18 protein-coding genes and 1 pseudogene are annotated in these 21,171 nt (G+C 42.9%); 15 read left to right on the top strand and 4 right to left on the bottom strand.

The genetic code is table 11. The features are described from left to right. The first annotated feature begins 121 nt into the window (after positions 1 to 121). The 8 genes and pseudogenes from BM415_RS06935 to BM415_RS06970 all read left to right on the top strand — a co-directional run bounded on the left by BM415_RS06935 (position 122) and on the right by BM415_RS06970 (position 8,710). Positions 122 to 1,519, top strand: a complete 1,398-nt coding sequence (locus tag BM415_RS06935) for a family 4 glycosyl hydrolase (RefSeq protein ID WP_091156066.1) — start codon at positions 122 to 124, stop codon at positions 1,517 to 1,519. A 222-nt stretch (positions 1,520 to 1,741) separates the two neighbouring features. After that, on the top strand, positions 1,742 to 3,010 hold the full coding sequence (locus tag BM415_RS06940; RefSeq protein ID WP_091156070.1) for an MFS transporter: 1,269 nt from the start codon (positions 1,742 to 1,744) through the stop codon (positions 3,008 to 3,010). 151 nt (positions 3,011 to 3,161) lie between these two features. After that, positions 3,162 to 3,356 (top strand): annotated as a pseudogene (locus tag BM415_RS06945) (SDR family oxidoreductase); the annotation flags it as partial. A 74-nt stretch (positions 3,357 to 3,430) separates the two neighbouring features. After that, the gene (locus tag BM415_RS06950; protein ID WP_091156076.1) at positions 3,431 to 4,204 is read left to right on the top strand and encodes an alpha/beta hydrolase; all 774 of its coding nucleotides are present in this window, start codon (positions 3,431 to 3,433) and stop codon (positions 4,202 to 4,204) included. Between the two features lie 246 nt (positions 4,205 to 4,450). Then, complete coding sequence (locus BM415_RS06955; protein ID WP_091156078.1) at positions 4,451 to 6,100, top strand: catalase; 1,650 nt, start codon at positions 4,451 to 4,453, stop codon at positions 6,098 to 6,100. Between the two features lie 303 nt (positions 6,101 to 6,403). Continuing rightward, positions 6,404 to 7,312 (top strand): NAD(P)/FAD-dependent oxidoreductase, encoded by a 909-nt coding sequence (locus BM415_RS06960; RefSeq protein WP_091156081.1) that lies wholly within the window; start codon positions 6,404 to 6,406, stop codon positions 7,310 to 7,312. Positions 7,313 to 7,384: 72 nt separating this feature from the next. Continuing rightward, positions 7,385 to 7,783 (top strand): Rrf2 family transcriptional regulator, encoded by a 399-nt coding sequence (locus BM415_RS06965; protein ID WP_091156083.1) that lies wholly within the window; start codon positions 7,385 to 7,387, stop codon positions 7,781 to 7,783. Between the two features lie 186 nt (positions 7,784 to 7,969). After that, the gene (locus BM415_RS06970) at positions 7,970 to 8,710 is read left to right on the top strand and encodes a class I SAM-dependent methyltransferase (protein ID WP_091156084.1); all 741 of its coding nucleotides are present in this window, start codon (positions 7,970 to 7,972) and stop codon (positions 8,708 to 8,710) included. A 108-nt stretch (positions 8,711 to 8,818) separates the two neighbouring features. Here BM415_RS06970 and BM415_RS06975 read toward each other — a convergent pair whose 3' ends face one another. Then, positions 8,819 to 9,448 carry a YfbR-like 5'-deoxynucleotidase gene (locus BM415_RS06975; RefSeq protein WP_091156087.1) on the bottom strand — a complete coding sequence of 210 codons (630 nt, stop codon included), beginning with the start codon at positions 9,446 to 9,448 and terminating at the stop codon, positions 8,819 to 8,821. 708 nt (positions 9,449 to 10,156) lie between these two features. Between BM415_RS06975 and BM415_RS06980 the strand changes: the two genes are divergently transcribed. The 3 genes from BM415_RS06980 (at position 10,157) to nspC (ending at position 14,245) form a co-directional block, all read left to right on the top strand. Beyond that, the gene (locus BM415_RS06980) at positions 10,157 to 11,149 is read left to right on the top strand and encodes a phage baseplate protein (protein WP_091156088.1); all 993 of its coding nucleotides are present in this window, start codon (positions 10,157 to 10,159) and stop codon (positions 11,147 to 11,149) included. 722 nt (positions 11,150 to 11,871) lie between these two features. Next, positions 11,872 to 13,116, top strand: coding sequence for a saccharopine dehydrogenase family protein (locus tag BM415_RS06985; protein ID WP_348272307.1), 1,245 nt, complete (start codon positions 11,872 to 11,874; stop codon positions 13,114 to 13,116). 1 nt (position 13,117) lies between these two features. Next, positions 13,118 to 14,245, top strand: coding sequence for a carboxynorspermidine decarboxylase (nspC, locus tag BM415_RS06990; protein WP_091156092.1), 1,128 nt, complete (start codon positions 13,118 to 13,120; stop codon positions 14,243 to 14,245). A gap of 153 nt (positions 14,246 to 14,398) precedes the next feature. Here the strand turns inward: nspC and BM415_RS25005 are convergent, their stop codons facing one another. Next, positions 14,399 to 14,539 carry a hypothetical protein gene (locus BM415_RS25005; protein WP_170862386.1) on the bottom strand — a complete coding sequence of 47 codons (141 nt, stop codon included), beginning with the start codon at positions 14,537 to 14,539 and terminating at the stop codon, positions 14,399 to 14,401. A 639-nt stretch (positions 14,540 to 15,178) separates the two neighbouring features. On the opposite strand from BM415_RS25005, the gene BM415_RS06995 reads away from it, so the two are divergent. Beyond that, positions 15,179 to 16,255, top strand: a complete 1,077-nt coding sequence (locus BM415_RS06995) for a glycosyltransferase (protein ID WP_091156095.1) — start codon at positions 15,179 to 15,181, stop codon at positions 16,253 to 16,255. Positions 16,256 to 16,272: 17 nt separating this feature from the next. Continuing rightward, positions 16,273 to 16,773 carry a PIG-L family deacetylase gene (locus tag BM415_RS07000; protein ID WP_091156097.1) on the top strand — a complete coding sequence of 167 codons (501 nt, stop codon included), beginning with the start codon at positions 16,273 to 16,275 and terminating at the stop codon, positions 16,771 to 16,773. 106 nt (positions 16,774 to 16,879) lie between these two features. Here BM415_RS07000 and BM415_RS07005 read toward each other — a convergent pair whose 3' ends face one another. Continuing rightward, positions 16,880 to 17,635 (bottom strand): glycosyltransferase family 2 protein, encoded by a 756-nt coding sequence (locus tag BM415_RS07005; RefSeq protein WP_091156099.1) that lies wholly within the window; start codon positions 17,633 to 17,635, stop codon positions 16,880 to 16,882. 6 nt (positions 17,636 to 17,641) lie between these two features. After that, positions 17,642 to 18,460, bottom strand: a complete 819-nt coding sequence (locus tag BM415_RS07010) for a glycosyltransferase (protein ID WP_139236961.1) — start codon at positions 18,458 to 18,460, stop codon at positions 17,642 to 17,644. A 393-nt stretch (positions 18,461 to 18,853) separates the two neighbouring features. Here BM415_RS07010 and BM415_RS07015 point away from each other — a divergent pair, with 393 nt between their 5' ends. Then, positions 18,854 to 19,843 carry a sugar phosphate nucleotidyltransferase gene (locus tag BM415_RS07015; RefSeq protein ID WP_170862387.1) on the top strand — a complete coding sequence of 330 codons (990 nt, stop codon included), beginning with the start codon at positions 18,854 to 18,856 and terminating at the stop codon, positions 19,841 to 19,843. Next, complete coding sequence (locus BM415_RS07020) at positions 19,840 to 21,129, top strand: UDP-glucose dehydrogenase family protein (protein WP_091156106.1); 1,290 nt, start codon at positions 19,840 to 19,842, stop codon at positions 21,127 to 21,129. Before BM415_RS07015 ends, BM415_RS07020 begins: the two co-directional genes overlap by 4 nt. Positions 21,130 to 21,171: the final 42 nt, after the last annotated feature.

A 21,171-nucleotide genomic window follows, 5' to 3' on the forward strand; every position in this document is an offset into this window, starting at 1 on the left:
TCTCAATATATCATACGCGGACAACGGATTTAATGATCATACTAAATGACATGTTTAGCATACTCTGAGGCATTCAGAAATCTAATTCTCCATCCTACAATATAGATAATGAATGGAGGAGATGATCATTAGTATTCAACATCCAAAAGTCGTTGTGCTCGGAGCAGGAAGCTTGTTTTTTGGAAGGCAGGCCATCTGGCAAATGGTTCATTCTGAACATCTGAACAAAGGTACACTAGCCTTGGTTGATACGAATGAGGAACGCTTGAACAAGCTGGTTCAGCTCGCCAAAATGGTTGTCCAGGCAAATAAGGCAGATCTGAAAATTGAGGGCTCCATTGACCGGAGGCAGGTGCTTAAGGACGCAGACTTCGTCGTGCTCAGCTTTGCAGAAGATACCGTAAAATACCGGGGCCTGGACTGCGCGATCTCCGAGAAATATGGGATACGGATGTGCTCAGGAGACACCATAGGACCGGGCGGTATATTCCGGGCCATGCGTGAGCTGCCTGTCATTATGGAATGTGCGAGAGACATTGAAGAGCTCTGCCCAGAAGCATGGGTGATCAATTACATTAATCCTTCTACCGTCCATGGCATTGCGTTAACAAGGTATGCGCCAAAGCTTAAGAGCTTTGCTCTATGCGATTCGCATCATATGCCTCACAAGAAGATCATTTATGCCGAGAGAGCAGGCATTATTAACAATAGAAGCGAGTATACAGCAGAGATCGACAATAAATTCGATCTGCGCATAGCTGGTGTAAACCACTTTACATGGCTGCTAAAGGCAGAATATGAAGGACGAAATGTACTGCCTGCTATTGCGGAATCATTGAAGCGATCGGCAGAGACAGAGACCGTTGGAGGAGACACAGGTGCCAAGGCGCTGTTTAATGACGCAATTAGTTACCAATTATACGATATTTTTGGATATGTTCCGACCTGTACCGCCCACACGAAGGAATATGTCCCTTACTATCAAGGTCTCGGAAAATTGAAGGATGCCATACCTCCACTATCCATTTGGGAAACAGAAGACCGCTACAAGCGACATGAGGAAATGTGGGAGCAGGTAGACCACTTCATAAGCGGTAAAATACCGATTGAGCAGTATATGACTTCATTTGGTCCTGACCATGCAACTGATATTATTGAAAATATGGTTGGTGGATTAGGAAAGCCATTCTACATTAACACACTCAACATGGGTGCGGTAACGAATATGAATGATGATGCTTTTCTAGAATTGTTGTGTGAAGTCGATATGAATGGAGTAAAGCCCCTTCCGGTAGGTGAGATGCCTCGAGGCATTCGCGGCATGCAGGAGCTCGTCCTGGATACCCATGAATTGACCGCTGAAGCTGTCATTGAAGGCAGCAGGGAGAAGCTTAGAAGAGCCATGCTTACGGATCCTTTGGTGAATTCGATTGCTGATGCTGACCAGATCATTATTGAACTGCTTGAGCTTGAAAAAGAGATGATTCCAGAGCATTGGTATACCCAAAGTTATGTATAATCTATCTTATGAAAATATGGGAACTAGCCGCTGAACACAGCGGCTTTTTTCTTTGTTAAACCATTTAGCTTACGAAAGAAAATGAGCACATAATGTACATGACTTCAGTCCATGTATCCGCAGGAAGGTTTGATTAAAATATCCACCAATTTAGGTTTGTATGCGCTATAATGACCTAGTGATCATTCTCTCAATTCATTACTTACATACTTGGAGGGCACCATGGATTCAAATTCAATTCGCCAATTGACTGGCAACGCGAAGGGCTGTCTCATCTATGAACCGCTGTTTCTGATTCCGTACAGCATGTTTGTGACGTATAGCTCGATCTTCATGTACGAGCTGGGGGTAACGGAGGCAGGAATCGGCTGGATTACTTCCATTGGACTGCTCGTCCAGGTACTCTCTTCCTTCCTTAGCGGATACCTTACAGACCGGATGGGACGTAAGCGTGCCTTGCTCTATTTTGATGTGCTCAGCTGGAGTGTCGCAACACTGCTGTGGGCGGTTTCCCAAAACTTCTGGTTTTTCGTTATCGCTGCAATCGTGAATGGTTTTCAAAAGGTTCCTCATACCGCTTTTTACTGTCTGCTAGTAGAGGATACAGCTCCTAAACAAAGAACGTACGTATTTACTCTGCTGCAGCTAATTAGTGTGGTGGGGGGATTGTTCGCTCCGATAGGAGGATTGCTGGTCTATCATTTCTCGCTGGTGCCGGGGGTTCGGATCATGTTCGTTCTGGCCTTCATCATGATGACCATTCAGTTTATCGGACGCCATTATGCGACGAAAGAGACAGAGATCGGCTACCGTAAAATGAAGGAATCGAAGTCGATGAGCATCAGAGAAGGAATGTCTGACTACTTGTCCGTGATGAAAATAATGCTTCGCAGCCCTATGCTGCTGCTTATATTTGGCGTCTACATTCTATTTAACTTTCAAACGACAGTAAAGACGACCTATGTTTCTATCTTCATGGTTGAATATTTGCAGCTAGGGAGCGGCCTGATCTCTATCTTCCCTGCGTTCTCCTCAATCATCATGCTCATGTTCATGCGGTGGATCATGCCAAGCATCAACGAATCTCAGGTGAATCGCATCATGGTATGGGGATTTGTGATTTCTGTATTATCCAATGTCATCCTCGTTGTCGCACCAAAAGGGGACCTTATTATACTCAGTATTAGCACCATCGTTGCGGCGATTGGCACGATGATGACTTATCCATATTTGGAGACCGCTGTGGCGAATGCAATTGATGATGATAACCGTGCCAAAATATTTGCTCTGCTCCAGGTGCTCATCCTGATCGTCATATCACCTTCCGGGGTCATTGGCGGCTGGACATACGGAATTGATCCGCGAATCCCATTCCTGCTAGTGGCCGGAGCGTTCGTAATCAGTATCCCGCTGATGATGGTTTATACGAAGAAACAACATCAGGTTCAGCTTGCTTCAGGCTCAAATTCAATGACGAATGACAGCTTTTAGCTCATCTTCAAGAGTAACTATTTGCAACATCGGCCGCTACCAAGCGGCCTTTTTTAGGTTCATTTATTGACATGCCTGCTGCAGCAAAGAGATCGCAACGCCTGAATTGATTGGCAATTTCTAGAGAGCCGTTCGCCCTGAGCAGCAGGAAGCAATGAAGGTAATGTTAGTCAACACACCACTAGGGAGAGAAGGGGATTCCAGCGAGATTGCATCTGCGGTTAGTTTCTTATGCAGCAGCGACGCATCCTACATTACCGGCACAGATTTGCTTGTAGATGGAGGAACGACAGCGAATATGAGCAGAATCGAAAGAGGATCGATGTTTGTATCTTTCTCGACTTAATTACCTATTATTTACATATTTGCGTGGTAAAATAAGGGAGTATGAATGAGATCCGTTATTAGGGAGGAACAAGAATGCGTGTAATAGAGTTTGATTATCCAGTGAAACAAGTTACCTGCAAAACAGTTGGAGAACGTAAACTGAGCCTGTACATATTTGAGCCTGAACATTCCAATGCTTCAGCTAAGAACAGAACGGTCATCCTGTTTTTTAATGGGGGAAGCTTCAAAAAGGGACCTTTGTCCCCGGCTCAATTTCAGAATCAAGCAAGGTATTTGGCTTCTCAAGGAGTCGTATCCGTCTGTGTTGATTATCGAAATGGTCATGATGAAGGTTTTACTCCGATCCAAGCGATCAGCGATGCAAAGACCGCAGTAGGATGGGTCAGAAGCAATGCAACGAAACTCGGCATAGATCCAAATCGGGTCGTCATGTGCGGCGCTTCCGCAGGTGGATATACTGCTGTATCATCCATTATGTTTGATGAGTTCAATGATGATAACAGTACGAATTATATCCCGAACGCACTGATTGTGTTCGCTGCCGGCATGGATGGAGTGGATATTATGGACCGATTATTTCCTCACTTGGCGGAGAGAGCGACTGATATGTCTCCCGTTCATCATATTAAGAAATGCCTGCCGCTTACCCTCTGGATGTGTGGAACTTCGGATGAACTTTACGAGCAAAATCTAATCTTCGTCGAGCAAATGAATAAGGCTGGAAATAACATTACTTTTCTTACCTATGAAGGCATGGGGCATGGATTCTTTAATTATGGATGGCATGACAACAATCCCTACAACGATACGACATTAAAAATACAGCAGTTCTTGGCATCTTTGTAACCGACTCTTGAGGCTCATAAACCTTAATGGTTGCTTCACTAAACGTTCATGCTAATTTAATCAAATGCCTGATTAGCGAAAATTTTCAATGTTTATACATTAAGGAGGGTAGATTCATCTTCCAATAAGTTATGAAATTGATTCTAGATGTGAAGGAATTGTGCCCTGTGCAGAGAATTTAAAAAATGGAAGAAATATTCCATTGCAAGCCGCGAAAAGTACAAATTTTTGAAGGAGGTTTTCATTTTGGCAGAGAACAAAGACAAGCATGCATCAAACGAGCAAGATGTACAGCGTGAGACACTAACGACAAGACAAGGTCATCCAGTAAGGGATAATCAGAACATTCGTACAATCGGTAATCGTGGACCAGCCACACTTGAAAACTATCATTTCATTGAAAAAATTTCTCATTTTGACCGGGAAGAGGTACCTGAGCGTGTCGTGCATGCCAGAGGAACCGGAGCATTTGGATATTTCGAAACATACGGAAAAGTGGGAGATGAGCCAGTAGAGAAATACACTCGTGCCAAAGTATTCTCAGGCGCGGGTAAGAAAACGCCTCTGATGGTTAGATTCTCCACGGTCGCAGGGGCGAAGGACTCTCCAGAGACCGCGCGCGATCCCCGCGGATTTGCAGTTAAAATGTACACGGAAGACGGCAACTGGGATCTCGTGGGCAACAATCTAAAAATCTTCTTTATCCGGGATGCCATGAAATTCCCTGATATGATTCACGCTTTTAAGGCGGACCCTGCTTCTAACGTATCTCATCCTCAGCGGATGTTTGACTTTGTATCACGCTCGCCTGAAGCGACGCATATGATTACATTCCTGTTCTCTCCATGGGGTATACCGGCTACATATCGCCATATGCAAGGCTCAGGGGTTAATACTTATAAGTGGGTCAATGAGAAAGGCGAGGCCGTGCTTGTAAAATATCACTGGGAGCCGAAACAAGGTATTCGTAACCTCACCCAGGAGGAAGCAGACTCTATACAAGCGAAGAACGTCGGACATGCGACTCAGGATTTGTATGAAGCCATTGAACGAGGCGATTATCCAGAATGGGAGCTGTTCGTACAGATTATGGAGGATGACTATCATCCTGAGCTGGATTTTGATCCGTTGGATGATACGAAGCTGTGGCCAGAAGATAAATTCCCATGGCTTCCGGTAGGTCGTATGGTGCTGGATCGTAATCCGGTTGATTTTCACGCGGAGATTGAACAAGCGGCATTCGGTACCGGTGTGCTGGTGGACGGAATGGATTTCTCAGACGATAAAATGCTGCAAGGCCGCACATTCTCCTACTCGGATACGCAGCGGTATCGCGTAGGGGCGAACTATCTTAAGCTTCCGGTAAACGCACCGAAAACGGAGGTTCGCACGAACCAGCATCGGGGTCAGATGGATATTCGAGATCCGAAGGAATCCGGAGACAACCCGCATATCAACTACGAGCCGTCCATGATTGGCGGGTATCAGGAAGCAAGCAGGGAAGGTCATCCTCAACACCGACCTACCTATAATGCAGCAGCCATGAGCGAACCCATTGACCGCCCTAATAACTATGGTCAGGCAGGGGATACCTATCGCAGCTTTGAGGATTGGGAACGTGATGAATTGATCAAGAACCTGTCTGATGCTCTTGCTGTATGTGACCCTAGAATTCAAACGGCGATGATTGAACATTTCACACAGGCGGATGAAGACTATGGCCGCCGCGTGAGCGAAGGAATTGAGAAGAAGGTAGAAGAACTGCGTAAGATGGAACAGGAAGGCAAGCTTCCTGGCCGTGAATCGGGTTCTTCTAAATATGGCCAGGGCTCTCTGGCAGCGAACAAAGCAACCGAGGATGCCGTGAAGAAGAGCCATGAGGCGGATCCATATTGATCTGCAATGGAATGTACTGTTGACTAATTTTTGACATGAATAATTAAGCAATGGTTTTAGAAACGTCATTTCCCTAGAAGGATTTAGGGAGGTGACGTTTTTATTTGTGATTCCTTCTTGTATTAAACCATAATTAGAGTTATTATAGACATATGATATCTATAATAAAATGACGCAAACAGACAGATAATAAAAAGCAGAAATAGCAATTTGCAACATCGAAGTAGTAACAGCAATACAAACTGTAACATAATATCATCTCTCGCGTGTCAAAATTCGTAAGTTTGAAAGGGGATTAAATATATGACTTATGATTGCATTATCGTTGGTGGTGGCCCTGCAGGTTTAAATGCGGCACTTGTGTTAGGCCGAGCAAGAAAGAGCGTCTTGGTCATTGATGCAGAAGAGCCTCGTAACAGAGTCACCCGTCACTCTCATGGATTTCTTACCCGGGATGGAATCACCCCACATGAGTTCCGGCGTGTTGCCAAGGAGCAGATCGAGGCGTATCCAAATGTTACGTTTACCACAGATACAGCGATTTCTGCGGGTGGCGCAGATGGGGATTTTACGATCACCACTGAAAAAGGAACCACGTATCATTCTAAAAAGCTGCTACTGGCTATTGGAAAGAGAGATCTCAAACTTCCAATCGATGGATTGGCCGAGGTGTATGGGAAGAGTGCTTTTGTCTGTCCTTACTGCGATGGCTGGGAACTCAGAGACCAGAAGCTTGTCGTTATCGTTAGTCATGATAAGGCTCTTCATATGGCAAAGACTTTATCCGGCTGGAGTCGAGATTTCACGATCTGTACGAATGGAGATGAGAAGCTGACGGAACAGGACAGGGAAGAGCTGAATAATCATAATATTTCAGTATTTGACACTCGTATCTCTGAGATTAAGTCGATTGGCGGGATGGTTGAGAGTGTTCATTTGGAGGATGGAACGATGATTCCATGTACCGGGATTTTCTTTGCCCCAGAACTCGGGATCGGCTCTGACCTTCCTCAGCTTCTGGACTGTGAATCATCCGAGGATGGAACGATTGTTGTAGATAAGTTTGGGAAGACGAGTGTGCCCGGAGTTTACAGTGCGGGAGATTCGGCAACTCAGATGTATCAGCTTATTATGGCTGCTTCGATGGGTTCCTTAGCAGCTGTAGGAATCAACTCAGAACTGCTGGCAGAAGCTTGGGAGCAGTCTTGGTGAATTCTTGACGCTGTCTTTCAATAAAAGGTATTATGGTCTCATAAAATCTTTTATTGAGGCGATGATAAGCATATGAAATACTCCAAGGCAACGAATTACGCTTTGCATACCATGCTGTTTCTTGCAGCAGCAACTCCGGATAAGCCTGTAGGTGTACAGCAGCTGGCTGAGCGGCAGAATGTCTCTCCTACGTATTTGTCCAAGATCTTGACGAAGCTGGTCAAGGCCGGGATGATTGAATCAGTGTCAGGTGCGAATGGCGGATATAGTTTAAGACGCGGCTGGGAGGAAATCTCCTTCCTCGATATCATTCATGCGATAGAAGGAACAACATCCTTGTTCGAATGCAATTTGAATCATGGTTCCGAATGTATGATTCAGCAGGTCGTGCTTGAAGCTGAGGACAGAATGGAACAACATCTGAGAAGACAGACCATATCCAGTCTTGCGAAGAAGTTGCAGGCAAAATGATGACCGAAGTTCATTACTATATACAAAAAGGATATGGAACAAAGTACGGTGAACATTGTACATGCTTTATAAGGTAGTCGGCACATGCAAGGCTTACTACCTTTGCAACATCATATATACTCTTACATCACGCTTCATTATAGACATCATCTATCTATAAACACTTTAAATAAAGGAGAAGAATCAATGAGTAATGAATCTTCTGCGTGTCAAGTTCATGCAGGACCATATTATAAAGATATTGTCTCTTTCCTGCAGCCTGCAGAAGGAGAACGAATACTGGATGTAGGCTGCGGCAATGGGAATTTAACCGCCAGAATTGCGGCTGCTGGTGCGATTCCGACGGGAATTGATGCTTCGGAGGAAATAGTAACGAAGGCTAGGCTAAAATATCCTGAACTGCAGCTATCGGTTGAAGATGCTCGGTATTACGCAACTGAAATTCCATATGACGCTGTATTTTCCCATGCAGTTCTGCACTGGATCAAGGACGCACCTGCAGTCACTAGCTCCATCTGGTCCGCACTTCGGCAGGGCGGCAGATTTGTAGCGGAATTTGCGGCAAGTGGCAATATCGCTATTATACTTACTGCGATCAGAGCAGAGCTTGAGCAGTTAGGATACGAGTGGGAGGGAAGAAATCCTTGGTATCATCCCACTATCGGAGAATATTCTAGCCTGCTGGAGCAGACGGGATTCAAGGTCATTTTTGCTCAGCACACGGACAGCAAATCTCCACTGAAAGGGGATAACGGCATTCGAAACTGGATGGATAACTTCTCTTCCTATTTATTTCAGGGGGTCTTGGCTGAACACCAAGCACTAATCTATGATGCCGTAGAGGATAGAGTACGGCGTGACCTATACAAGGATGGCAACTGGATGATTGACATCAGCAGACTGCGGATTGCAGCCATCAAGCAATAGATAATTATGTGAGAATTTCGCATAAATCCTTTATGTATGAAAGTCGCGGTTTCGCGGCTTTTTTCGTGCAAGAAATTTCTGAGAAGATGCTAATCCATGCATGAGGTCTTATTGAGCGAGGGCTTCTTTGGTGATTTGCTTGATATCGTAAGGGGAGGTCATGCACTCGTCGATAATATCGGGGAGGATCTGCTTCAGGAAGTAACGAACACAATGAAGGTCAATGTTCTTAATCTTGACAATCGCATTGCGATACATCGCAACAAATTCCTTCTCTGTATTGCCTCGCTGCAGTTCTACAAATGCTTCATAAACCTGATCCAGCTTGTCTGCCACCTCTAGAATAAGTCCTTCTACGGAATTGTCTTTGCCTTCACGAAGCTGTCTACGGAAGATAGATTTCAATTCCTCCGGAATATTCTCCTCGATAAAGTGCTGAACCATTCCTTCTTCTACTTGCTGCAGCATGGCGCGGAGCTCAAGAGAATAGTGTTTGACGGGTGTCTTAATATCTCCGATAAAGATCTCGCCATAGTCATGGCTGCTTGTAATTTCGTACAGCTTTTTCCAGTCAACCTGTACTCCGTGCTGTTCCTCAATGTCGGCTAAGGTCTTGGCATATTGTACTACCTTCCAGGAGTGCGCAGACACGCTGTGCTCTTCAAATTTAAACTTGCCGGGTGTCCGTATAATGCGCTCAAGATCGTTGAGTGTACGGAAGTAAGTGTGAATTCCCATGTGTCAAATCATCCTTTGTGTTATCAATGTGTGTACGTACAACCCAACAGTAACATCCATATGTCATCGCAGGATTATGCAGGGACTAGATTAATATTAAGTTAAGAGGACTTCGTGCCTTATTGTAAATATAGGATCAACTGCTGAGCGATGTCCATCTTGTTTAATTTCATCTTGATATCGGCCATCGTAATCGGTTTCGCGTGAAGCATGAGCTCATATATCCGATAAGTTCATTCGATTCAATCGTAGCTCTACCTGCTACATGCAGAAATATTACACCAACAATAACCAGGAGTAGAGACTTCCATATCCAATCCATATACACACCTGCTTTCTATCTGCAAACCATATTATTTGTTAATGATGCTAACTTATTCAGCTGCGGGTATTTAAGAATTTTATAACAAGAGAGCATCACAAGGCTCCAATATTCTGGACTTTTTCTTCGGTTGATGCATTCGATTATTATGGAAAGCCCGGCACGCAGGCCGATCTGTTAACCACTTTTTAATTCAATATAATTACACAAGTGAATCCTTCAAGAACAGCAGATTATTATTCCCTGCCAAAAATTTACATAAAACTGAATTTCGGAGAACATATTCAGAACATAGTTTAACTAGATAGCTATGATCCATAGCTTCAGGTGTACGGTCCGATCGATATCACTGGACGAGCTATCTTCACATTAAAAGGAGGTGTACTATGTTCGAGTCGAAAGCGTATAAGAAGACCGAGGGACGAATGAAATTATGGGTATCTCTTGTTATTGCCTACATGATGTTCAGTATGGCAGTATTACCTGCACATGCTGCATCACCTCAGAAGACAGTCAATGCATCAGCCAAGCTAGCGTACAATCTTAAGGGACTGAAGCACAACGTCGTTGTACAAAAAGCTTATATTGCTGACAAGTACCTGTATGTAACTCAGCGTTCAAAAGGCACTTGTTATCTATCCAGATTGCTAATCGATGGCACAAACGCGAATTACGTGGACGAAATGACGGTTACGAACACCGGCCATTGCCAAACATTAGACATGTATACTTACAATGGGGAGAATTACTTCTATTTCAGCTCAAAAGCGGATTCCTCTACGTCCTACTATTGGTCACTGCAAGTCGCCAGACTCCAGTATTCTGCGGGAACCACTGTGGATTATACGGATCTGCGCCGGTTTACTTACATGAATTATGCAAATAAAACCGGTTCTAGACTAGGTGACACTTATCGTGTTGACGGCGGCGGCAACAGTACGCATACGTTCTTCCGTGTCCAGACCGCTGAAGGTACGGTGACATGGTCGATCTATGACACTGCCAAATTGAACCAGCTTCTAGACAGTAATGAGCAGGTGCGGATGGATAGTGCTGCAGCGGTGGGTGCATGTGTCAGCAGCTTTACTCAATCGGGCAGCGGTATTATTCGGCCCAATGGATCTTTTCAGGGAGCGGATATGCTGGGCAGTACGGAGATTTATACATCGGGTGGAGCTGAGGGAGATACACCTCAAATTGCCATGATATCGAGCACAGGCTCTTTCAAAACACTCGTAAACATAACAAACGTAGGAAACCACGAGATTGAAGGGGTCCAGACGAAGAACGGTAATGTCTATTTTACGATTGTTCCCGATCCGGTTAACAAGACAAATACACAAAAAGTGTATTACGTTCCAGACACCGTGTTTAACTGACAAACGCAAATAGTACAGACCATTCAATAGGATTTATATTAGGGGTCAGTATTATTATGGGCTTTTCTAATTCCTCATATGATTTTGCTTTTAATGCCTTGGATTCACGCCGCCGGGTTGTTATGTAATGAGCATAATTAAAAATCATATTTCTTTTTTTGAGAAAGGTCTTGAATTAGTTTATCACATCTGTTATTGTAGTCCTTGCGTGAAATGGAAAGCTAATTATCGTAACGGATCTTTCCAGCAGATAATTTTGACCACTCCTACGAATGGTAGGACGTTAAGGCCACACGGACAGCCGGGTCAAATGCCGATCGGCAACTTTCGTTGCCTTATTGATTGAGTTAAAAGCTCAAATTTTATAAGTTGGTTACTTTACAACCTGTGCATTGCACATCAACTTGTGAAACGGTCAATAAGAGTGGAAAAAGTAATTATTTGCTGACAGACTCTGATCCATTATTGATATACTCATAAATATGAATGAGCCTTCTCATTTTCATGTGACCATCCCGGATGGTTATGGAGTAATTATGCTTATTTAATATTTACGATATATCTTAAGCAAGTGTGATGCGCAATTATGCGATTTTTACACTTGCTTTTTTGTTTTGAGAAGCTATGATTACCATACTTTTCTTGCAGATTTCGCAAGTGGCATATATTCAGCTGATTTGGTTGTACTGAATACGGCTTGAAAATTTAATTTGTTAGGAGATATGAAAATGGGAAAAGCACTTATTATTGGCGCCGGCGGCGTAGCATCAGTAGCAGTTCACAAATGTGTTCAAAACAGTGAAGTATTCGAAGAAATTTGCATTGCGAGCCGTACAAAATCGAAATGCGATGAGCTCAAAGCAAAACTGGATGGCGTAAAAACAAAAATCACGACAGCTCAAGTCGATGCGAACAACGTAGATGAACTCATTGCACTAATTAACGAAGTTAAACCGGATATCGTAATGAACCTGGCTTTGCCATATCAAGACCTAACGATTATGGATGCATGTCTTGCAACGAAAACGAATTACATGGATACAGCAAACTACGAGCCGGAAGATACGGCGAAATTTGAATACAAATGGCAGTGGGATTACAAAGAGCGCTTTGAGCAAGCAGGAATTACTGCACTTCTCGGAAGCGGCTTTGATCCAGGCGTAACTGGCGTATTCTCTGCGTATGCCCTTAAGCATTACTTTGATGAAATTGAATATATCGATATTCTGGATTGCAACGGCGGCGACCATGGCTACCCATTCGCAACGAATTTCAACCCAGAGATCAATATCCGTGAAGTGTCTGCTAACGGAAGATATTGGGAAAATGGCGAGTGGATCGAGACTAAGCCTATGGAAATCAAGCGCGTATACGACTTTGCTGAAGTGGGTGAGAAGGACATGTACCTTCTGTACCATGAAGAGCTTGAGTCCTTGGCGAAGAACATTCCTGGCTTGAAGCGCATTCGTTTCTTCATGACATTTGGTCAAAGCTACCTTACGCATCTGAAGGCTCTTGAGAATGTAGGCATGACTTCCATCGAACCGATCGAATTTGAAGGTCAGCAAATCATTCCGTTGCAGTTCCTGAAGGCTGTATTGCCAGACCCAGCTTCCCTTGGACCACGCACCGTGGGCAAGACGAACATCGGTTGTATCTTCAAAGGGAAAAAAGACGGCAAAGACAAGACTTACTATGTCTACAACATCTGTGATCACCAAGAATGCTACAAAGAAGTAGGCTCCCAAGCGATTTCTTACACAACGGGTGTTCCTGCCATGATCGGAGCAGCGATGGTGATGACAGGCAAATGGAATAAACCAGGCGTATACAATGTAGAAGAATTTAATCCAGATCCATTCATGGAAGAGTTGAACAAATGGGGACTTCCGTGGGTAGAAGACTTCAATCCGGTGCTTGTAGATGAATTGCCGGAAGAGACTAAGAAATCGGAGCTAGTTCGCTAAGATGAAGTTCGAGGAACTGCCTACACCTTGCTTTGTAGTCGATGAGGCACTCATCGAGCATAATTTGAAGATCCTGAATGGCGTAATGCAGCGCACAGGAGCCAAAGTTATACTTGCACAAAAAGCATTTTCCATGACTGCAATGTATCCCCTGATCGGAAAATATTTGAACGGTGCAACAGCCAGTGGTTTATATGAAGCACGTCTAGGCTATGAAGAAATGGGCAAAGAGAATCATGTCTTTGCTCCAGCCTACCGTGAGGATGAGATCGATGAAATTTTAGCGATTTGCGATCATATCATTTTCAACTCCTTCTCCCAGCTGGAGAAGTTCAAGGATAGAGCTTTGAAGGCCGGCCGACAGGTTGGACTTCGCATCAATCCGGAATGCTCTACACAGGAAGGTCACGAAATCTATGATCCATGCTCACCAGGTTCGAGATTCGGCGCGAAGCAGGAGGATTTCCGTGCAGAGCTGCTCGAAGGCGTGTCCGGTCTGCACTTCCATACACTATGTCAGCAGAACTCCGACGATTTGGAGACAACACTGAATGCAGTGGAAGAAAAGTTTGGACAGTGGCTGCCACAGATGAAATGGATTAATTTTGGCGGCGGACATCATATTACGAGAGAAGACTATGATATTCCAAGACTAGAGGCTTGCATTAAGAGAATGCAGGACAAATATGGCCTTGAGGTATATCTGGAGCCGGGAGAAGCGGTAGCCTTAAACGCGGGCTACTTGGTGACCTCGGTGCTTGATCTTCACAAGAATGGGATAGAAATTGCCATTCTTGACACATCGGCGACCTGTCATATGCCGGACGTACTCGAAATGCCTTACCGACCGCCACTGTATGGTTCCGGTGAACCGGCTGAGAAGCCATTCACCTATCGTCTTGGCGGGCAAACCTGCCTGTCAGGTGATGTCATTGGTGATTACTCCTTCGATCATCCGCTGAAGAGTGGTGACCGCTTAGTATTTGGTGATATGGCGATCTACTCCATGGTCAAGACCAATACGTTTAATGGTATGCCATTGCCGGCTATTGCAGTTAAACGCAAAGACGGTGATTGTGAGGTCGTTCGCGAATTCGGCTATCAGGATTTCAAGACGAGACTTGCTTAAATCACTTATAAATTTATATGAAATTTTCTACAAAACAAAAAGCATTAACCCCATTAAATCATGAGGTTAATGTTTTTTGTTTTGTTTCTGTTATAAAAATAATCAGGAACTATCCCAGATAGATCCTGATCAATTGAGGAATAGTCAACTTAATTAAGAATAAAATCTTCTATGCTTGTTATGATGTTTGTTATGACGACGGTGTTTACATACGACAAGTGCTTTTTCACCAGGCTTCAGAACGACAACTTTTACTTTTTTTCTTTTAAGAAATTCTTTAGTCATTTCATTCATATTTTTCACCTCCTCCTTAGGTTAACAGAAGGATTCAAAATTACATTTTCAAATTAAGACCATTTGAAAGCTCTAACAATAATTACAAGCAGAATAAACAATACGAGAATGACAGCGAGGGTTTTGGAAGAACCATTATCATAAGAAGTTCCTTGAAATTATTATTAATCACGCACCTCCCATCCTGTATCATATTTGCAATATATGCATTATTCTGCTGCTTTGATTAAACTATTATCTACTTTTAATAGAATTATACAGATTCACTAGACCTTACAGAAAATCAAACAACATTTTTAAGGGCTTCATAGCGATATTGCACCGGTGTCATATAGCCTAAAGTTCCATGACCGATCCATATTCAAAAAGCAGACGGCAGAGTCGTTACCAATCTTCAGGACAGCATCCACATCACGATGAATGATTTCGATTCCGATGGTGAGTATTATGGAGACGAATCTGACGATTATGAAAAGTAGAATCGAGGGGCCTTCAGGAGGAGGGCTCTTCTTTTTTTGATGTGAAATAACTTGCAGATATTCAATAATTAGACGCTTTTCCGTGACCTATAATCTATTTACGCCATAGTATGTAGAATAGAGTTTGAGATTCTTACGTGAAGTGGAGAGGAGGGGAAGTATGGACAAGCAAGCTATTCGTTTGCTTATGATTATTGACAAATTTGAGGTAGGTGGAACTGAAACCTATGTCTCAGCTGTCGTTGAAGAAATGTTAAAGCGTAATCTTACCGTCTTTGTCGCAGGGAAAAAAGGAAGTTTACTGTCTAAATTTCAATCGATTGGCTGTACTACGTATACAAATATGAGAAACCCGTCAAGATTCGAGAGCTGGATCAGGAAACATAAGATCAATATTATCAATGCTCACCATGAAACGACAGGAGTACTCGGCAGCCGTCTCAGCAAGAAGCTAAAGATCCCCTTTGTCTTCACTATTCATGGAACCTATTATCCACGTTCCTTGATTAGCAGGGTAATGAAGGGATGTGATGAGCGCAGCGCTGTGGTTAGTGTCAGTCTACCCGTGAAAAAGTGGCTGGAAGAGAAAAATATATCCTCCATCGTTATACCGAACGGCATAAATACCACTCAATTCACATACCGAAAAAACAAGGAGCTGCTCAATAAACTGAATATTCCACAGAGATCAAAAGTACTGTTGTATGTGAGCCGATTGGAAGACGAGAAAGGGGACATCTGTAAATTGTTTGTTCGCGCGGCGCAGCGATACATGGATACAAGGGATAACGTACATGTTATTGTCGTTGGCGGAGGTCCGGATCTGAATTCAGTCAGGAAACAGGCGGCAAGAAAGCATGATCAGCGAATCCATGTTCTCGGAGAACGTCTTGATACTGCATCCTTATTTTCTATAAGTGATGTTGTTGTCGGTACTGGACGTGTAGCCCTTGAAGCGATGTCGTGTAAACGCCCGGTAATCGCAATTGGCAGCAAGGGGATCTTTGGCATTTTAAGACCGGAAAATTTCAAAGAGGCATGGAAATATTATTTCGGAGATCACAGAGCAAAACAAACCGTGCACAGCCGGAGAATCGAGCTTCTTATTGCAAACGCACTGCGCTCAAGTAAATCATCTGCTCAATTGGGAAAAGAAGGACGTGAGTTTGTTATTGCCAAGTTTAATATATCAGCTATTGTCGATAAACTGATGACTTTGTACAACTCAATTTTGTAATCACTGGAGGGGGAGAAATGATAGATAAGCTTATGATTGTCGCCCATCCGGATGATGAAATCATATTCGGAGGAGCTGCCCTGATCGCGGAAAAAGGCTGGAAAGTGATATGTGTAACAAACGGTCAACATCAAGTCCGCTCCCGGGAGTTTAAGCAGGTCATGAAAGATATCGGAGCTGAGTTTGAAATGTGGGACTATAGAGATAGATGGGGAGGCGGTTTTGACCGCAAAGCACTAAAGAAAGACATCCTAAAAGTAATTAGGGCCAATCCTCAAATAAATATGATTGTTACTCATAACAAAAGGGGGGAATACGGCCACACACAGCATCAAGCTCTGCATGAAGTTGTAAAAGACATTGCACAGGAGAAGCTATATATTTTTAAGCGTTCTGAACAAAAGCTCGATAAAGAAGTGTTAAAGAAGAAATACAAACTGTTAAAACGATATAAGAGTCAGGACATTGGCTGGTTGAAAAAATATATTGAATATGAAAGTGTTCGAAAACATCGATAACAAATGCCTTGCCTATCCTTTTTAGATATCTTATGTATCGAGGCTGCTTATCGAATGATGAATGATATGCAGCCTGACACGTGCACATTCTATTGTTAATTTGATTCTATGACCACTTTAATCTAGTTCTTGGTTTCATACTGTTCGTCTCAAGTCTGGTTCCGTCATCAGAGAAATAAACGGTTGTTGGCTGTATGAAATCTTCGGTATAAACAATCAATTTACATTGTTTCATATAATCTTCCGTCTCTTTTTTTTGGGTGTGGGATTGGATATCCGTTCTGCGGATACAAACATAATTTTCTTTTGAAACGCAGTAAACTCTGTACCCGGCTTCATAGCACGCCTTCAACCATTTGGCATCAGATCCTCCGATTGTATTCTCTGGAAACTTTATATCTTTCCAGACCTTTTTACGAAAGAATAAAGTCCCTCCTTTAACCCTTGACCCTTCTACATTTTCTTTCCCTGGGCGATATTCCATGAGTGCTTTTTTCTCTTCAAAATATAGATAAGTGGTATGCTTGCCAACAATCGGCGCTTTTTTGGCCTTTAGGGCAAGGATTGATTCTTTCATATAATGGGCGCCATAATAGTCATCGTCATCGAATTTGGCTATAAAGGAACCCTTGGCCCGTGCAATAGCCCAGTTAAGGCATTTACCCAATGTGTATTTTTCCGGCAGCTTGTAGACTCTCACATTTTCATAATTTTTGGCTTTCTCTCTCCATTTTTTGAGGCTCATTTTGTTGTTATTCAGGATAATAATCATTTCCTTGTTCGGCCATTCCTGCCTTTCATAATTCGAGAAAATGTTGTCCATACACTCAGGTCTCATCGTACATGCAATGATGGAAGCCATATTAAGTTACTCAACTCCTTTATCCAGGCTGTTCCTTCTCGTATTCCATGTTGAGTTCTTCTTAATTTTGTACTCCTTATTTGTTAGAACTTTTCTGTACAGCTTTAAAAAATTGGTCGCCATCACTTTATCTGAATAACGCTTAATAACATATTGACGGCAAGTTCTTGGTGTAGGAAATTTTCTTGCGCGGACTTTCCGGGACATTTCATTTACATCATTACATAATAACTGTGGCAAGCCTCTTAGAACCTCAGGAACCGCTCCTGCTTTAAAACCGAGCACTGGAGTACCGCAGGCCAAAGCTTCGATAAGAACCAGACCAAAGGGTTCATTCCAAGTAGATGTGAATAATACACAGCTAGCCTCGGATAACAATTTCATCTTCTCTGTGCCGCCTACAGGTCCTACATATCTGATTTTGTCATTTAAGTGAGGCTTGATTTTCTCGTTGAAATATTGCTCATACTTTGGTTTATTGTTAAATGTTCCAGCAATAATAAGCTCTTTTCCTGTTTTTTGTGCGACTTCTACAGCTAGGTGAACTCCTTTTTCGCTCATGATTCTTCCTAGAAAAAGCAGATAACCCTTTTTCTTTTGCTTATAAGGGTAGTCGCTGACACGTATCCCGTTATGCACGAAGTATCCTTTTTTGTTTTTGTCCCTTATCTTTTTGCTGACGAATACGGGGATCTGGGTTCCTTTTGCTTTCTTAGAATGAGAATTTCGAATGGTGGGGATCGGAGGATTGGCTCTTGCTACAATTCCGTAATGATCATGGATAATATCAACATCGGAAGGAATATTTTGGATTATAAAATCCAATTGTTCATCCTTATCATCCGTAGGATACTCGAATGTCTTCGTTGCACGGCACTTCGATCCTTTTTTGGCAAACAGAATGACTTCATGGCCCCTTCGAATTAACTCTTCTGTAAGGTAATGAATATCTCGCTGTGTACCGCCGTAATCTTCGGGGGGGACGGGCAGGGAATTTGTTGATACTTGAACGATCTTCAAAGTATGAAGTTACCTCCTCAAATAACTCAAAATTTTCTTTTCACTATCTTATGCGGCTAAATTAGGGATGGAATGGGCCCCTTATGAGGCCATTTTTAATGCGATTATTATGTGCAAGTGGTAGATAGTAATCCAATCCAAATCTACTGTATTTACATAGAGTATAAAGAGAAAGTAATAGAGAGGAGAGAAACCATATTGAAGGGATTAATATTATGTGCAGGAAAAGGCTCGCGATTGTATCCCTTCACGATATCTTATCCGAAAACCTTGATTCCCGTAGCAAACGTGCCATTGCTTCATGGATGCATCGATAAATTAACGGAGCAAAATATATCTGAAATCGGAATCGTGATTCATCCTTCCCAGGAGTCTATCATCAAAGAGAGTTTACAAAAAATAAGTCACGAGAATATTAACATTACGTATATCTACCAGCATAAGCCGGAGGGAATTGCAAACGCACTGCTGCAGGCAAAGGATTTCATCGGTCAGGATTCATTCATTTTGCTGCTGGGAGACAATCTGATCTCCATTTCGTTATCGAAATTAAAAGAGCAGGTCGAACTGCAAGGTAATCACGCTGCACTGTTATTAGCAGAAGTAGATAACCCTCAGGATTATGGCATTGCTGAGGTGGTCGGTAAGAAGATCACTATGCTGGAGGAAAAACCAAAGAAGCCAAGATCCAATCTAGCTGTGCTCGGGGCTTATGTATTCTCTCCTTCTATTTTTATAGCGTCTGAAATGGTCAAGCCTTCGGCCAGAGGTGAATATGAGATTACGGACGCTATTCAGTGGTTGATTCAAAATGACTATCCGGTGTCCTTCTATAAAGCAGAGATTTCAAATATTGATGTCGGAACAATGGACCGTTGGATCGGGGCCAATCGAAAAATGCTAAAAGAGATGCCATCTGAAAATTATATTCATCCTTCCGTTATTCTAAAAAACACGAAAATCATTTCACCTGTCTCGATTGATCAAGGCAGTATCCTTGAAGATTCAGTCATTGGACCTTATGTCTCCATCGGAGAGGGATCTACAGTTAAGGACTGTGTAATTGAAGACAGTATTCTCCTTAGCCATGTTCATCTGAATAAACTTTCTCAGCCCATTTTGAAAATGGTGGTTGGGTCCGGCTCTGCAATTGTTGGAACGGAAGAAAAGGGAGGAGGAGAGGAGTGAAGATACTTGTTATAGGCACCGGGTATGTCGGTACGACGACAGCTCTGGTGTTTGCTGAGATGGGCTGGAAGGTTACGGGATTGGATACGGACAGCCGTAAACTCAATCAATTGAAGCAAGGAATCCTTTATTTCCATGAACCCGGACTGACAGAACTACTTCAAAAGCATAATCAACTTGGAAATATCAACTTCACCTCTGACAAGAAGGAAGCTATAGAGAATAACGATGTTATTTTTATATGTGTAGGCACTCCTTCTCGGGCGGATGGAAGTGCAGATTTGACTTATGTGAAGCAGGTCGCTCAAGATATTGGTCAACATATGAACGGGTATAAACTCATTGTGAACAAGAGTACGGTTCCCGTTGGAACACAGGAGAAAGTTACGGAGTGGATCACTGAGACTCAACAAGGCTATCCCTTTGATGTTGCTTCCAATCCTGAGTTCTTACGCGAGGGTAAGGCACTAGAAGATTCATTAAATCCCGATCGTATTGTAATAGGTACGACAAATGATGCAGCAGCTAAGCAGCTACGAACACTTTATTCTTCTATGAAATGTGAACCCATTGAAACAACTCCCCGGACTGCTGAACTTATAAAATATGCTTCAAATGCGTTCCTCGCAACGAAAATTTCCTTTATGAATGAACTTTCCAGATTAAGTGACAAGCTGGGCGTTAATATCAAGGATGTCGCTGAAGGAATGGGGTACGATACAAGAATTGGAGCCAAGTTCTTGCAGGCAGGGATCGGTTATGGTGGTTCATGCTTTCCGAAAGATGTAGCGGCATTGGTTCATAAGGCAGAAGAAGAAGGCATGGAGCTGCAGATACTCAAACAGGTGATGAGCGTAAATGAAACACAATATTTATATTTGCTGGACAAGGCTAAGGCTCAGCTTGGAGACTTTACGGGCAAAAAGGTGGCAGTATTGGGCTTGGCGTTTAAGCCAGATACAGATGACATTCGGGAAGCACCTTCTCTGCGGTTAATTCAGCAATTGATGGATCATCATGCTACAGTCCATTTGTTTGATCCGATCGCAAAGCTGCCTGCTGAATCGAAATATGACAAGGTTAATATTGCACAAGCACCGGAGGACGTCTTTAACGATGCAGATGCTGTATTCATATGTACTGAATGGCCGATATTTAAAGGCATTGATTGGATGATGCTACACTCGCACATGAAGCAGCCTAATATTTTTGATGGTAGAAATATGCTTGATGCACAAATGATGAAATCATTAGGATATTATTATCAAGGTATTGGCTATAAGTAACACTAGTGATTGATTATGACACAAAATATGATATAAAAGCTT

It is taken from the genome of Paenibacillus sp. 453mf, assembly GCF_900116105.1.
In the GTDB taxonomy this organism is placed as follows: Bacteria; Bacillota; Bacilli; order Paenibacillales; family Paenibacillaceae; genus Paenibacillus; species Paenibacillus provencensis.

Bases quoted from the DNA above. Each gene is read 5' to 3' on its own strand.
- BM415_RS06935 (WP_091156066.1), top strand. From the start codon at position 122: ATGATCATTAGTATTCAACATCCAAAAGTCGTTGTGCTCGGAGCAGGA.
- BM415_RS06940 (WP_091156070.1), top strand. From the start codon at position 1,742: ATGGATTCAAATTCAATTCGCCAATTGACTGGCAACGCGAAGGGCTGT.
- BM415_RS06950 (WP_091156076.1), top strand. From the start codon at position 3,431: ATGCGTGTAATAGAGTTTGATTATCCAGTGAAACAAGTTACCTGCAAA.
- BM415_RS06960 (WP_091156081.1), top strand. From the start codon at position 6,404: ATGACTTATGATTGCATTATCGTTGGTGGTGGCCCTGCAGGTTTAAAT.
- BM415_RS06965 (WP_091156083.1), top strand. From the start codon at position 7,385: ATGAAATACTCCAAGGCAACGAATTACGCTTTGCATACCATGCTGTTT.
- BM415_RS06970 (WP_091156084.1), top strand. From the start codon at position 7,970: ATGAGTAATGAATCTTCTGCGTGTCAAGTTCATGCAGGACCATATTAT.
- BM415_RS06975 (WP_091156087.1), bottom strand. From the start codon at position 9,448: ATGGGAATTCACACTTACTTCCGTACACTCAACGATCTTGAGCGCATT.
- BM415_RS06980 (WP_091156088.1), top strand. From the start codon at position 10,157: ATGTTCGAGTCGAAAGCGTATAAGAAGACCGAGGGACGAATGAAATTA.
- BM415_RS06985 (WP_348272307.1), top strand. From the start codon at position 11,872: ATGAAAATGGGAAAAGCACTTATTATTGGCGCCGGCGGCGTAGCATCA.
- nspC (WP_091156092.1), top strand. From the start codon at position 13,118: ATGAAGTTCGAGGAACTGCCTACACCTTGCTTTGTAGTCGATGAGGCA.
- BM415_RS25005 (WP_170862386.1), bottom strand. From the start codon at position 14,539: ATGAATGAAATGACTAAAGAATTTCTTAAAAGAAAAAAAGTAAAAGTT.
- BM415_RS06995 (WP_091156095.1), top strand. From the start codon at position 15,179: ATGGACAAGCAAGCTATTCGTTTGCTTATGATTATTGACAAATTTGAG.
- BM415_RS07000 (WP_091156097.1), top strand. From the start codon at position 16,273: ATGATAGATAAGCTTATGATTGTCGCCCATCCGGATGATGAAATCATA.
- BM415_RS07005 (WP_091156099.1), bottom strand. From the start codon at position 17,635: ATGGCTTCCATCATTGCATGTACGATGAGACCTGAGTGTATGGACAAC.